Annotated in this window: 14 protein-coding genes; 9 read left to right on the plus strand and 5 right to left on the minus strand. The window is 36.2% G+C overall.

What is annotated here, in order from left to right; translation table 11 throughout:
* Nucleotides 1-30: 30 nt before the first annotated feature.
* Together ACZ1GR_RS05710 and ACZ1GR_RS05715 are read right to left on the minus strand one after the other, a co-directional pair.
* Nucleotides 31-1695 carry a BT_3928 family protein gene (locus ACZ1GR_RS05710; protein ID WP_472611244.1) on the minus strand — a complete coding sequence of 555 codons (1665 nt, stop codon included), beginning with the start codon at nt 1693-1695 and terminating at the stop codon, nt 31-33.
* Complete coding sequence (locus ACZ1GR_RS05715; RefSeq protein ID WP_472611245.1) at nt 1695-2231, minus strand: DUF1599 domain-containing protein; 537 nt, start codon at nt 2229-2231, stop codon at nt 1695-1697. Before ACZ1GR_RS05715 ends, ACZ1GR_RS05710 begins: the two co-directional genes overlap by 1 nt.
* Nucleotides 2232-2320: 89 nt before the next feature.
* Between ACZ1GR_RS05715 and folP the strand changes: the two genes are divergently transcribed.
* From folP to ACZ1GR_RS05730, 3 genes are read left to right on the plus strand one after another with little or no spacing between them, the layout of a single operon-like run.
* Nucleotides 2321-3157, plus strand: a complete 837-nt coding sequence (folP, locus tag ACZ1GR_RS05720; protein WP_472611246.1) for a dihydropteroate synthase — start codon at nt 2321-2323, stop codon at nt 3155-3157.
* 41 nt (nt 3158-3198) lie between these two features.
* Nucleotides 3199-3984 (plus strand): diadenylate cyclase CdaA, encoded by a 786-nt coding sequence (cdaA, locus tag ACZ1GR_RS05725; RefSeq protein WP_472611247.1) that lies wholly within the window; start codon nt 3199-3201, stop codon nt 3982-3984.
* 26 nt (nt 3985-4010) lie between these two features.
* Complete coding sequence (locus ACZ1GR_RS05730; RefSeq protein ID WP_472611248.1) at nt 4011-4748, plus strand: DUF3667 domain-containing protein; 738 nt, start codon at nt 4011-4013, stop codon at nt 4746-4748.
* A 1-nt stretch (nt 4749) separates the two neighbouring features.
* On the opposite strand, the gene ACZ1GR_RS05735 is transcribed toward ACZ1GR_RS05730, so the two are convergent.
* Nucleotides 4750-6525: an ABC transporter ATP-binding protein gene (locus ACZ1GR_RS05735; RefSeq protein ID WP_472611249.1), complete on the minus strand. Its 1776-nt coding sequence runs from the start codon at nt 6523-6525 to the stop codon at nt 4750-4752.
* Complete coding sequence (truA, locus tag ACZ1GR_RS05740; protein ID WP_472611250.1) at nt 6522-7265, minus strand: tRNA pseudouridine(38-40) synthase TruA; 744 nt, start codon at nt 7263-7265, stop codon at nt 6522-6524. The genes ACZ1GR_RS05735 and truA overlap by 4 nt, the downstream gene beginning before the upstream one ends.
* Before the next feature lie 88 nt (nt 7266-7353).
* On the opposite strand from truA, the gene ACZ1GR_RS05745 reads away from it, so the two are divergent.
* From ACZ1GR_RS05745 to ACZ1GR_RS05755, 3 genes are all read left to right on the plus strand, one after another.
* Entirely contained in the window at nt 7354-7848 is a 495-nt protein-coding gene (locus ACZ1GR_RS05745) for a metallophosphoesterase family protein (RefSeq protein WP_472611251.1), read from the plus strand.
* Nucleotides 7849-7850: 2 nt separating this feature from the next.
* Nucleotides 7851-8789, plus strand: coding sequence for an MBL fold metallo-hydrolase (locus ACZ1GR_RS05750; RefSeq protein WP_472611252.1), 939 nt, complete (start codon nt 7851-7853; stop codon nt 8787-8789).
* A gap of 68 nt (nt 8790-8857) precedes the next feature.
* Nucleotides 8858-9721, plus strand: coding sequence for a DUF6503 family protein (locus ACZ1GR_RS05755; protein WP_472611253.1), 864 nt, complete (start codon nt 8858-8860; stop codon nt 9719-9721).
* 98 nt (nt 9722-9819) lie between these two features.
* Here the strand turns inward: ACZ1GR_RS05755 and ACZ1GR_RS05760 are convergent, their stop codons facing one another.
* Nucleotides 9820-10230, minus strand: a complete 411-nt coding sequence (locus tag ACZ1GR_RS05760; RefSeq protein WP_472611254.1) for a DUF4293 domain-containing protein — start codon at nt 10228-10230, stop codon at nt 9820-9822.
* Between the two features lie 191 nt (nt 10231-10421).
* Between ACZ1GR_RS05760 and rho the strand changes: the two genes are divergently transcribed.
* The 3 genes from rho to ACZ1GR_RS05775 all read left to right on the plus strand — a co-directional run bounded on the left by rho (nt 10422) and on the right by ACZ1GR_RS05775 (nt 13476).
* Entirely contained in the window at nt 10422-12014 is a 1593-nt protein-coding gene (rho, locus tag ACZ1GR_RS05765) for a transcription termination factor Rho (protein WP_472611255.1), read from the plus strand.
* A gap of 137 nt (nt 12015-12151) precedes the next feature.
* The gene (locus tag ACZ1GR_RS05770; RefSeq protein WP_472611256.1) at nt 12152-12790 is read left to right on the plus strand and encodes a hypothetical protein; all 639 of its coding nucleotides are present in this window, start codon (nt 12152-12154) and stop codon (nt 12788-12790) included.
* 2 nt (nt 12791-12792) lie between these two features.
* The gene (locus ACZ1GR_RS05775) at nt 12793-13476 is read left to right on the plus strand and encodes a hypothetical protein (RefSeq protein ID WP_472611257.1); all 684 of its coding nucleotides are present in this window, start codon (nt 12793-12795) and stop codon (nt 13474-13476) included.
* Nucleotide 13477 lies beyond the last annotated feature (1 nt).

Raw genomic sequence — 13477 nt, forward strand, 5'->3', positions numbered from 1 at the left:
TTTAAGTTTATTGTACAGACTTTAAATTTTCTAGTTTACACTATTCTTTATTTTTAGAGCTTCTTCAATGGTGATATTCTTGAACTCAAAATCGTCACCAAACAAATCTTTTCCGTATTCTTCAACCGTAGTTCCAAATACTCCTTTTCGCAAAATATTTACGGAGTCGGGGTTTTGAATTGGCCAAATGAAATTTATTTCTTTGGGTGAACCTATAAAATAAGATGAACCCTGCGTTCCATATATTTGCGCCTTATCGTTATACATTAAATGCCTGTCTAGCATCATTGCGTATAGTCTAAAAGGAAGTTCACCGTTGTCAGCGGCCTGTTTTATTTCATCTATGTAAACGTCAATTTTATCAGAATGTTGAATTACGTACCATGCTGCACTAGCTGTTTTTTCTCCGACCATACTTTTTCCCGGATAGCCATGCTCTTTCATTATTTTTTCTACGTAATCTAGATTTGAACTATCAATTTCAATCTGTTTTGACCAGTTATCTGGGGTCCAGTTAGCCCTATATTTTTGATCTAAGACCATTACACTATCCAAACTTTTCTTTAAATCAAGATTGAAATAAATACCATTTTTTGGCTCTTTTAGGTTCAATTCATCTAAATCATTATAATGTACCTTTTGCAAAATAGTTCCCTTTTCAATAACCAACAATGCTGGGTTTGAACGCACTATAGTTTTTAATGTGGTTTCATCTGTAAAGTAAAACTCAAAATTTAATCCGTATTCTTCAATAAATTCATTTGACCTATCTTCTCCAGAGGCCGACATGCCGATCACTTTGTAACCCCTTCTAATTGCTTCATCAGTAACTTCTTTCACTTTATGAAAAGTCTCAGAATTACTTTTCGCCAAATCATAGGCAATAACCGCAACCAATCGCTCCTCAGCCAAATAAATTGATGTAAAGTCTTCGCCATCTTTTTCTATAGCAAAATCATGGATTGGAGGCTCATATCCTTTTTGAATTTCAGTGGTTTCTACATCTATAAAATCCCCCTCTACGCTTGGATAATCACCGTTAGTAACCACAATCTTATCTTCACCATCGACCTTAAATCGCCAGGCATATTCATATAATGCCTTTGGCGCATCTTCAGGAACGAGCATTCCCTCTTCAATGTTAACCCCAATCTTATAAGGTCTAAAGTCTTTTACCGGTAAATGATTTAAAACATGATAGCAGAATATAATACAGCCCAAAAGCGAAAGCACCATTACTACTGCACCAGTAGCATTTCTAAATATCGATTTTATAAATTTTGATCCTGCCACCAAAACTAGAATCAATACCAATAAAATTATATCCTTGCTAAAAGACTCCCATGGCGTTAGTTTTACGGCATCACCAAAACAACCACAGTCCGTAACCTTATTAAAATAGGCCGAATAAAAGGTCAAAAACGTGAAGAACACAATCATTATCAACAAACTCCAAACCGTAAATTTGGGCTTATATCCTATCAAAAGCATTACACCTAATAATACTTCTATTATCACCACAACGATTGCAATTGTCAAAGCATAGGGTTCAAAAAAAGGTAGATCAAGCACACCTTGACTGAAGTACTCCTCCAACTTAAAGGAAAACCCAACCGGGTCGTTAAGCTTTATGAGGCCGCTTATAATAAACAGAACGCCAACAAAAATTCTTGAAAAACCAACTAAGTACTTCATTATTGCGATAAATGAATTAGTGCAAAAACTGCATAGTTTATAATATCTTGATAATTGGCATCAATACCTTCGCTAACCAAGGTCTTACCTTTATTATCTTCTATTTGTTTTACGCGTAATAGCTTTTGTAAAATTAAATCGGTTAAAGAACTAACACGCATTTCTCGCCATGCTTCACCATAATCATGGTTTTTGTTCTCCATTAAGGTTTTGGTAAGAGAGGTCTTTTCGTCGTACAGTTGAACGGCCTCTTCTAAGCTTAAATCTGGCTGTTCAGAAATACCTTTGTCTATCTGAATCAAGGCCATGATAGAGTAGTTGATAATTCCAATAAACTCAGATTGTTCCCCTTCATCAACCTTACGTTCGGCATTTTCTTGAAGACCTCGAATACGTTGGGCCTTAATAAAAATCTGGTCGGTTAAAGAAGGTAATCGTAATATTCGCCAAGCGGTACCGTAATCTTTCGTTTTTTTGAGGAATAGTTCTCTACACGATTCTATTACCGCATCGTACTGTTTAGAGGTCTGCTGCATGTAAGCGCTTATTTGCGTAAATTTCGACTTTTATCAGTGCATATGCACTTCGCCAAAGATAAACAAACCTTGTAAAGCGTACATTTTTTATGACCATAAACTGTAAAGGAAAGCTTGTAGACCTATCTAAACCGAAAGTAATGGGGGTATTGAATCTAACACCGGATTCTTTTTACGACGGCGGAAAGTATAAAGATGAATCCGAAATACTAAAGCAAGTTGAAAAAATGCTTTTTGAAGGAGCCACCTTTATTGATATTGGGGCATATAGTTCTAGACCTGGGGCTACAGCTATTTCTGTCGAAGAAGAATTGCAAAGAATTACACCTATTGTTCAACTCATACTAAAAGAAATTCCGTCGCTATTGATCTCGATAGACACTTTTCGCAGTAGGGTAGCCACTGAATGTTTATCTATTGGCGCGGCCCTTATAAATGACATTTCTGCTGGAAAATTAGATGCTACAATGATGGATACGGTTGCAAGGCATCAAGTTCCATATATAATGATGCACATGAAAGGAACTCCGCAGAGCATGAAAGAAATGACCGCTTACGAAGACTTACTTCAAGAAGTGCTATTCTATTTTTCTGAAAGCGTAAAAGAGGCTAGGCTCAAAAAAATAAATGATATTATTTTAGACCCTGGTTTCGGTTTTGCCAAAACAATTCAACAAAACTTTAAATTATTGGCGAATCTTGATTTAGTACAGACTTTTGATTTACCAATTCTGGCTGGCCTTAGCAGAAAATCGATGATATACAAAACGCTCGGCTTAACAGCGCAGAACGCGTTAAACGGCACGACAGCTTTAAACATGCAAGCACTGATCAATGGTGCCAATATTTTAAGGGTTCACGACGTTAAAGAAGCGATGGAATGTATTGATCTTTTTAACGAATTAAAGGCGTCGCACGATTCGTAAGTAGTTCTCTTAAAATTGTTAATTTTACAAAAACACAGCGTTTGGATTTCCTAAACTTTCTTGAATTTAAAATCACAGACTTAATTGATATTATCTTGGTCGCTGTGCTCTTATATTACGTCTATAAACTCGTACGGGGTACCGTTGCTATAAATATTTTCATAGGTATTGTTATTGTTTGGGCCCTCTGGAAGCTTACCGAATTGCTTCAAATGAAAATGATAAGCAGCATGGTAGGTGGTTTTATGAATATTGGGTTAATTGCCCTTATCATTGTTTTTCAACAAGAAATTCGCAAATTTCTTTTGATGATCGGTTCTACCAATTTTGCATCAAAGCGAAACTTCATCAAACATTTCAAGTTCTTACGTCAAGAAGGGCTTCCTACGGAAACAAATGTTGACGCTATTATAAGTGCTTGTGAAAAAATGGGCATAAGTAAAACAGGAGCTATTCTAGTCATTGAACGGAACAACAGTCTTGATTTTGTAAAATCTTCTGGAGACAAAATGAGCATTGAGATTACTCAGCCTATCATAGAAAGTATTTTTTACAAAAATAGTCCGTTACATGATGGCGCGGCCATTATTCAAGACAATTACATTACCGCAACTAGGGTCATTTTACCGGTATCTAATGGTCGTAATATTCCCTTGCGTTTTGGACTTCGTCATCGTGCCGCTGTTGGCATCACTGAAAAAACAGACTCGCTATGTTTGGTTGTAAGTGAAGAAACCGGACTTGTGTCTTATATTAAAAACGGAGAATTTGTTCTTTATAAGAGTCTTGAAGAGCTTACAGAAATGATTAAAAAAGACTTGGAATAATGGTTTGTAAAACTTGTGAAAATAGTTTGCGATCAGATTTTAGCTATTGCCCAAGCTGCGGAGGAAAGGTAATTCGTAATCGATTGACCTTAAAAAATATTTGGGAAGATTTAAAGTTTCAAGTTTTTGATTTAGACAATACCCTACTTAAAACTTTTAAGCACCTTTTTACAAAACCCGAAGTGGTTGTAGAAAGTTATATATCCGGCGCTCGAAAAAAGTACATGAACCCTGTTAGTTTTTTTGCCATCGCAATTACCCTTTCAGGAGTTTTATTTTTTGTTTTGAGAGATGTTTACGAAATAGATATCACAAAAAGCAGTTTCAGCAATGCTGACTCACCAAATATGGATTTTGTGTTTGACTATCAAGCCATTCTCTCGTATTTAAATGTTCCAATATATGCTGTACTTACTTGGTTGCTGTTTTTAGATAAAAACAAACTTAATTATACAGAACACTTGGTCACTAATGCATATACCACGGGGCAGGCTTCTTTTGTTCAAGTTGCTCTTGGCTTAATCCTTTTTAGCATATTTGATTTACAATTTGAAACCTTTAATTGGTTTTTTCTATTGGGTTCTATTATCTACCAATTTTATGTTTTTAAAAGAATCCATAAAACCGGAATCGGAAGTACCATTTTAAGGGCCTTTGCCTATTTCTTTATGATGCTTATAGTCTTTATAGGCATTGGAATTCTTGTTGTTCTAATCGGATTTATTTCCGGTAATCTGAGTCTAGAAGATTTTAGACCAAAGTAAATCAAGCGACCTCTTCCTCAGCTAAAAATTGAGCTTCATATAAATCGCTATAATAACCTCCTTTTTCAAGAAGTTCTTTATGCGTGCCACTTTCAACGATTTGCCCTGCATCCATAACCAAAATTTTATCCGCCTTTTTGATCGTTGCCAAACGGTGCGCGATAATTATGGAAGTTCTTCCTTCGGTTATCTTTTCTGTTGCCTGTTGTATGAGTTGTTCAGAATACGTATCTATAGAAGATGTCGCTTCATCCAATACCAAAACACTAGGATTACTTACATAAGCCCTTAAAAAAGCTATTAGCTGTCTTTGTCCACTAGAAAGCATTGTTCCACGTTCTTTCACGTTGTATTCATAAGCACCTGGCAGACTAGAAATAAATTCATGAACTCCAATCTGCTTTGCGGCAGCTTCAATATCATTAACGTCTATGGTTTCATCTTTTAAGGATATATTGTTTGCGATGGTATCTGCAAAAAGAAAAACATCTTGCAACACAACCGCGATATGTGAACGAAGTGACTCCAGGGAATATTCTTGAATATTGATATCATCTATTAGAATTGTTCCTGAGTTTATTTCATAGAAACGGTTTAAAAGATTTATAATGGTAGACTTTCCGGCACCGGTGGAACCAACTATGGCTATGGTTTCCCCTGCTTTAACTTCAAAGGAAATTCCATGAAGTACTTCCTCGTCTTCAATATACCCAAAACGTACGTCAGAAAATTTAATATCACCTTTCATGCTTTCCTTTTCAAGCGTTCCTTCATTTGAAATTCTACTTTCAGTGTCTAGAATGTTAAAAACCCTATTTGCGGCCACCATACCCATTTGAAGTGTATTGAATTTATCAGCAATATGGCGCAATGGCCTAAAAAGCATGCCTGAAAAAAGGATAAAAGTAAAAATATCGCCATACTCCTCCGCGTTAATTCCGGTGACATTTTGAAGCCCTCCGAACCATACGATGAGACCAATACTAACCGCACCCAATAATTCCGCTACTGCAAAGAATATAGAATTATACCATACCGTTCGTAACCATGCGTTTTGATGTTTTTCGTTAATCTCCCTAAACTTTTCTTTCTCAATTTCTTCTCTGTTGAACAATTGCACGATTTTCATGCCCGCAATACGTTCTTGTACAAAAGAATTTAAATTGGATACTTGTGCCCTCACTTCTATAAAAGCAGATTTCATCGCTTTTTGAAATAATCGGGTCGCATATAGAATAAGTGGAAGAATTGCGAAAACAATTAGTGCCAGTTTCCAATTCATCACTAGCATAATTATGGCTACAACAAGCATTTTTAAAAGGTCGGCTACGATAACAAAAAAACCTTGACTAAAAATTTCCCCTATACGCTGCATGTCCGCAACGGCCCTTGTTACTAAAATACCTATGGAAGAGTTATCAAAATAGGTCATTTTAAAACCCATTATTTTTTCAAACAAACGTATTCTTATATCCTTAATAACAGATTCGCCCAAAAGATTGGCATAATAGGTAAACAGCAATTGACAGGTAACTTCACCAATAAGCACCCCCAACATTGCCATTACTAAAAATAGAAGCCGCTCAGAATCTCTATTGGTTATTGCGTTATCAACGACGTCGCCAATAATAAGTGGCGTAAATACTGAAAAGGCCGAAAGTAGAATTGCAATGAAAGCAACCCCATAAAAAGTAATTCTATAAGGTCTCGTGTGCTGAAAGACACGCCTGAACAATCTAAAATCAAATGCTTTTCCGGTTTCTTTATCTTGGCTCATTTAGTTCTATTTTCTGGATATAAAACCTTGGTCAAATATAGCCCTTTTGCAGGCACTGAAGCCCCTGCCTGGCTTCTATCTTTGCTTTCGATTATTGCTCTGACGCCTTCTGGCTCTATTTTTTTTAGGCCTACTTCTAAAAGGGTACCCACTATTGCGCGTACCATATTTCTTAAAAATCTATCCGCCGTAATTGTAAACACCAACTTATCCCCCTTTTTCTCCCAAACTGCCTTCTTTAATTTACAAATAAAGGTTTTTACATCGGTATGTGATTTTGAAAAACATTCAAAATCTTTATACTCCATTAAAATTTCAGCAGCCCTATTCATTGCATCAACATCTAAGGTCGACCATATAAAATGACTGCTTTCAATATAAAAGGGATTCTTCTCTTGGGTAATCCAATATTCGTAAGTACGTTCAATTGCATCAAATCTAGCATGAGAACTATTAGCTACTCGAAAAATATCTGTAATGGCAATATCCGCGGGCAGATAACTATTTACCCTATTTACTAAATCAGCCCTGTTTTCTATTTCAGAAAAATCAAAATGACCGAACATCTCCTTTGCATGAACCCCAGCATCTGTTCTGCCAGCACCTACTATATCAACTTTTGCTCGCAAAAGCATAGAAAGCGACTCTTCTAACACTTGCTGCACCGTAATGGCGTTGGGCTGTCTTTGCCAACCATGATAAGCTTTTCCGAAATAAGAGAATTGGATAAAATATCTCAAGGCAAACAGCTATTTTTAGCACAACAAAGATACTTGAATCTGTCGCATGGCAGATAATACCAAGTCTTTTTAGCATATTTTTAGCGTTATGAAACGAATTCTATTGCTTTCAGACACCCACGGCCATATGGATAATGATATCTTAAAATATGCCAGACAGGCCGACGAAATTTGGCATGCCGGGGATATCGGCAGCTTAGAAGTCACGGACACTTTAAAAAGCGTGAAACCGGTTCGTGGAGTGTATGGTAATATTGACGATCATATCATTCAAAAAGAATTTTCTGAAAATAATCGTTTTTTTTGTGAGGGCGTTGACGTTTGGATAACCCATATTGGTGGCTACCCAACTAAGTACAACACCCGTGTTCGGGAAGAGATTAGAAAGAACCCTCCAAAGCTCTTCATTTGCGGGCACTCTCATATTCTTAAGGTGATGAACGACAAAAAGCTCGATTTGCTCCATATGAACCCCGGTGCTTGTGGAAAATACGGTTTTCACCAGGTTCGTACGATGCTAAGGTTCATCATTGATGAAAAAAAAATAAGTGACCTAGAAGTCATTGAATTAGGCAGCAGATAGGTATGAGAAAACTACTGACACTTTTATATTTTTTGATGCTTTGTGCCTGTAACGGGCAGACTACTGCCATCTCTGAATCAACGGTGACCGTCTTGGTTTTAGGCACTATCCAAGATGCTGGCAGCCCTCATATAGGGTGCAAAAAAACATGCTGTTCTAAGCTGTTTCAAAATCCAGATTTTAATAGAAAGGTCGTCTCTTTGGGGTTAATTGACCATGAGCATGAGAATACCTATTTATTTGAGGCGACCCCAGATATGCCAGCGCAGTTGAAATTATTGAAAGAGCACGCTCAAATTGCTTCAGAAACACCATCGGGTATTTTTATTACACATGCCCATATTGGGCATTATACTGGCTTAATGTATTTAGGAAGGGAAGCCCTCGGCGCTCAAAATGTTCCTGTATATGCCATGCCAAAGATGAAGTCATTTATCGAAAATAATGGCCCGTGGAGCCAGTTGATAAACTTAGAGAACATCGAACTAAAAGGGCTACAGCACAACGAAGAAGTGAAGTTAACTTCAAATGTTACGGTAATTCCATTCTTGGTGCCCCACAGAGATGAATTTTCTGAGACGGTGGGTTACAAAATTATTGGCCCTAATAAATCCATTCTTTTTATTCCGGATATTAACAAATGGTCTAAATGGGACATAAATATTATCGACGAAATCAAAGATGTCGATTTTGCGTTTTTGGATGCTACCTTTTATGATGGAGCGGAACTGAACAATCGTGATATATCGGAAATTCCGCACCCTTTTATTATCGAAAGTTTAGAGCTTTTTAAAAAGCTTTCAAAAGCGGAAAAAGATAAAATCCATTTCATCCACTTTAATCACACAAATCCTGTTCTAAATGAAGAAAGTAGGCAAACATCTACAGTCTTAAATCAAGGTTTTCACATCGCGCAATTCGGGCAAAGAATTCGTTTATAAATTGTAATACCCTTTTGTAAGAAAAGACAATTTTGTCGTCTAAGATGTCAAACAATTTTAGACAAAACATGAAAACACAAAATTTAAGATTTATTGCAATTGCTTTTCTTTTTATGCTTGCTTCGTGCTCAGAAAAAGCAAAGAAAACCAGTGAAAAAGTTGAAGCTATCGTCGAAACAAAGACTGCCCCTGAATATACCACGGCCGACCCACAAAGCATATTGGCCGCCATTGAATATGCCCATGGTGGTTGGGGAGACCTCTGGAAAAAGAAAGATGTGCAATACACATACAACTACCACAGCACAGATGCGAATAAAACGGATATTTCTACCGAACGCTATATTTTTAGTTCTGAGGCTTCTTACGGACATTACACCAAGCACGAAATCAATGTAATACCAGGTGTCTCAGGTGAAGTAACACAATGTTTAGACGGTAAAGAAACCATGGTTCTAGTCGATGGTACCGTAACAGAAGACCAGCAAGCAAATGTGGTAGGCGATTTTTTAAGAAAAGCCAATTATTTCTGGTTTGTAATGCCCTACAAATTAAATGACGAGGGTACAATTACTACCTATTTAGGTCAAGAAGCGTTAAACGGTACAACATATGATAAATTAAACGTGACCTATGACCCAGAGATTACAGGTAAAACTCAAAACGACAGCTATGTGCTTTATGTAAACCCCGAAACCAAATTAATAGACCGTTTTTATTTTTCACTCCCTTTTATGGGTGTCAACGAACCTTTAATAATTGCAGATTATGAATATAAAGATGTTGAAGGTCAAATGATAGCGACCAAACGCAGTTATTATATGCCTAGCGAGAATGGCTATGCAAAAGCTCCTAATCTTGTTCAAACACTTACCAACATTTCTTTTGACAATGGTTTCACAGTAGAAAATTTAATGGCTTCTGCCGATTAAATTTGGTCCTAAGCTCCGATTACCTTATAATATTTAAGCAAAAAACCCCGATGTTACCATCGGGGTTTTTACGCACTAATACTACTAAGATGTTAGGTTTAACGCAAACGATCAACAGATTTTACAAGATCTTCATCCTTTTTGATAGCTCTGTTGGCCAGAACTAGAAAAACGATAGAAAATACAGGAATCAGCATCCCAATACCCTTCTCAGAGACCGCCGTCTCTCCGGATAAATTTAGCGACCGGTAAACGAAAAATCCTAGTAAAAAAAGATTTAATATCATATTCAATCTGTTCAGTACAAATTGATTTTGTCTTTTCTTAAAAAGAAATATAGCTATGATTGCCATTAGCGAAATTGCATAAAAGGCAATAGAAATCAACATATCGTTTTTAGCAAAAATTTCACCGTTTTCAGTTTCTACCCACAGGTTTAAAAAAAACGGCACAACACCTGCCAAAAGCGCCACAAACAGCAAATATAACGTCTGAATTCTCTGAATCATTGCTTATTTCAGTTTCTGAAGGGCAAAAATACGTGTCTTTTCGATAAATAACAGTCCTTCTTTAAAAATAATTTGTATCATTGTACTGTTATTATCAAGTATACTTACCCGGGAACATCTTTCCTAATTGTAATATTCCAATAACAATTTACTTCAAAATTAGATAACAAGTTTAACTTATTGATTACTTAATGTTCGAGATTTCAGATCTAAAAGCAAAAAAGCTTCCTGAATTACAGGAAATAGCAAAGGGATTAAATATTCCTAAATTCAAGACCACCAAAAAACTGGATTTGGTCTACCAAATTTTAGATGTACAAGCATCTAACCCAAAAGCTGTAGCCCAAGCTGCCCCTTCTTCAGATACTAAAGAAGAAAAACCAAAACCGAGACCAAGACCTCGACAGGCAAAAAAGCCAGTTGAAAAAACCGAGACCAAAGCAAAAGAAGCTGTTAAAACAGACAACCCTAGTTCAGATAATACAGAGGTTTCTCAAGAAAAACGAGAGCCACAAAAAAATAATCCCAATCAAAAAAGGGAACAACACAAACCCAATCCACAACACAAAAATCAAAATCGCAAGCCTAACCCTAGGCCACAGCACGAGAAAAAGAGCAGCAATTTTGATAAAGATTTAAAAAACAGATACAAAGAACCAGAATTTGAATTCGATAGTATCATTGAAAGCGAAGGTGTTCTTGATATCATGCAAGATGGATATGGTTTTTTAAGATCATCGGATTACAACTATTTATCATCACCAGATGATATTTATGTATCGCAATCTCAGATTCGTCTATTCGGATTAAAAACTGGGGATACCGTTTTAGGAAATGTAAGACCACCGAAGGAAGGTGAAAAGTATTTTCCACTGATTAAGGTAAGCAAAATTAATGGTATTGATCCAAAAGTTGTTCGCGACCGTGTTTCTTTTGAGCATTTGACACCATTGTTCCCTCAAGAGAGATTTAAACTAGCGGAACGTCAGGCTTCTATTTCAACAAGAATCATCGATTTGTTCTCACCTATCGGAAAAGGACAACGTGGTATGATCGTTTCTCAGCCCAAAACCGGTAAAACAATGTTGTTAAAAGACATTGCCAACGGCATTGCGGCCAATCACCCAGAAGTTTATCAGATTATATTGTTGATCGATGAAAGGCCCGAAGAGGTTACCGACATGCAACGTAATGTGCGAGGCGAAGTAGTGGCATCTACTTTTGATAAAGAAGCGACAGAACACGTTCGTGTTGCCAACATTGTTCTTGAAAAAGCAAAGCGTTTGGTAGAATGTGGCCATGATGTAGTAATTCTTTTAGATTCCATTACGCGTTTGGCACGAGCATACAACACGGTACAACCAGCTTCTGGTAAGGTATTAAGTGGTGGTGTAGATGCAAATGCGCTGCACAAACCGAAACGTTTCTTTGGGGCTGCCCGTAATATAGAAAATGGTGGATCTCTATCAATTATTGCTACTGCTTTAACTGAAACTGGCTCTAAAATGGATGAAGTTATCTTTGAAGAATTCAAAGGTACAGGTAACATGGAACTTCAGTTAGATCGCAAAATTTCTAATAGAAGAATTTTCCCTGCCATTGATCTTACTTCTTCCAGTACTCGTAGAGACGATTTACTTTTAGACGAAGCTACAATTCAACGTATGTGGATCATGCGCAAATACCTTGCGGATATGAACCCTGTGGAAGCAATGGAGTTTATTGAGCAACGTTTTAAACAAACTAAAAACAATGAGGAGTTCTTACTCACCATGAACAACTAGAACTCAATTTCAAAATAATTTAACTAACCCTATTGGCCTGATGTCAATAGGGTTTTTTCTTGATTTCTCTTTAAAGAAAAACCTATATCTTTAAGGTAAGTTTCCCCGGCTTAATATAAACATTTAACCAAGCAATTATGAAAACAACTCAAAAATGGGCTTTGGTATTTTGCGCTCTTTTATTTTTAGCACTTATATCTTGCCAAGAAAAAACAAAAGAGGGTAACGAAGATCCTAAACATGAAGAACCCGAGGTAACAAAAGCGCCTGATGGTATTATTACTCTTGGGGAAGCTAAAGAGCTATGCGAAAACTATGAAACTCGAAGAGCAAAGCCAATTTTGGAGTTTGAAATGGCCCAAAACCCGGAAAAAACGTTCATTCCTACCCAGTTTATCGAATTTGATTTACGGACTATGAAGAAGTATATCAAGTACGTGGAAAAAAAAGCGCGAAAAGCTAAAGTAAGACCAGATAGTCTTCGTATTTATTTGGGCAACTATGGCAAAGATGGTAAAGACCCCAATAGAAATACCGTATTTATTTTACCAACGGCAACGATAGATGGTGAACATGGAGGTTTTTATATAGGAGCTGATGGCAAAGCCAAACTTATTCGTAATTACTGGCCAGAAAACTCAGATGGTGGACAAGGCATAGATCAAAAGTCTAAGGCTGGTTTCTTACCCTCTATGAACTTGAGCCTTTATCAAGACCAAAGTTTAATATTAAACGATGGTAGTAATGGACCTCCTCCGCATACAGATTTTAATTAAGAATGGGCCAAGTTATACTAGATTTTATTAAAACAAACTATTTCGTTGTAGTTTACGGTATAACTTGGTTTATTTCAGTATTTACCTACCGAAAGTATTTTGACACTCTTTTAAAATACTTCCCAATCATTATAGCTTATACTTTTTTTTCGGAATTATTAGGTAGTTTGGTTGGGCAAAATGAAAATATCCAACTAGTTTTTGGCTATGAACAAAAAAATCTTCAATACATTGTTTATAATATTTATTACCCTTGTTTTTTTCTCTTTTTCTTTTATATCTACTGGAAAAGCTCAAGTGATAAAAAGCAAAAAAATATAATTAAATATGGTAGTTTTCTTTTCATAATAGTTAACTTTTTGAATCTTATTGCTGAAAATCCACTAACAAATTCTTCAAAATATGCATATATTTTTGGAACAATCCACCTCATTTACTGCACCCTTTCATATTTTTCAAGAGTATTCAAAGAGAATAGATTTTCTATCATAAAATATAGCTTATTTTTTTGGGTAAGTTTAGGTTTACTTATATTTCACACCACATATTTACCATTGAAAATATTACGAGAATTTTATTTTGAGTTATACATACCTTTAAGACAATTTCATTTAGTAATGATTGTTGTAATGTATGTCTTATTTAGTACTGGTTTTATTATAAGCAAGAGAAGAGCTTTTCGTTAAA

The sequence above is a fragment of the Croceitalea sp. W27 genome, from assembly GCF_055693185.1.

What these genes read in the sequence shown, in the direction of transcription:
- ACZ1GR_RS05710 (WP_472611244.1), bottom strand. Translation starts at nt 1,695, where the DNA reads ATGAAGTACTTAGTTGGTTTTTCAAGAATTTTTGTTGGCGTTCTGTTT.
- rho (WP_472611255.1), top strand. Translation starts at nt 10,422, where the DNA reads ATGTTCGAGATTTCAGATCTAAAAGCAAAAAAGCTTCCTGAATTACAG.
- ACZ1GR_RS05755 (WP_472611253.1), top strand. Translation starts at nt 8,858, where the DNA reads ATGAAAACACAAAATTTAAGATTTATTGCAATTGCTTTTCTTTTTATG.
- folP (WP_472611246.1), top strand. Translation starts at nt 2,321, where the DNA reads ATGACCATAAACTGTAAAGGAAAGCTTGTAGACCTATCTAAACCGAAA.
- ACZ1GR_RS05735 (WP_472611249.1), bottom strand. Translation starts at nt 6,525, where the DNA reads ATGAGCCAAGATAAAGAAACCGGAAAAGCATTTGATTTTAGATTGTTC.
- ACZ1GR_RS05760 (WP_472611254.1), bottom strand. Translation starts at nt 10,230, where the DNA reads ATGATTCAGAGAATTCAGACGTTATATTTGCTGTTTGTGGCGCTTTTG.
- ACZ1GR_RS05745 (WP_472611251.1), top strand. Translation starts at nt 7,354, where the DNA reads ATGAAACGAATTCTATTGCTTTCAGACACCCACGGCCATATGGATAAT.
- ACZ1GR_RS05715 (WP_472611245.1), bottom strand. Translation starts at nt 2,231, where the DNA reads ATGCAGCAGACCTCTAAACAGTACGATGCGGTAATAGAATCGTGTAGA.
- ACZ1GR_RS05770 (WP_472611256.1), top strand. Translation starts at nt 12,152, where the DNA reads ATGAAAACAACTCAAAAATGGGCTTTGGTATTTTGCGCTCTTTTATTT.
- ACZ1GR_RS05750 (WP_472611252.1), top strand. Translation starts at nt 7,851, where the DNA reads ATGAGAAAACTACTGACACTTTTATATTTTTTGATGCTTTGTGCCTGT.
- ACZ1GR_RS05775 (WP_472611257.1), top strand. Translation starts at nt 12,793, where the DNA reads ATGGGCCAAGTTATACTAGATTTTATTAAAACAAACTATTTCGTTGTA.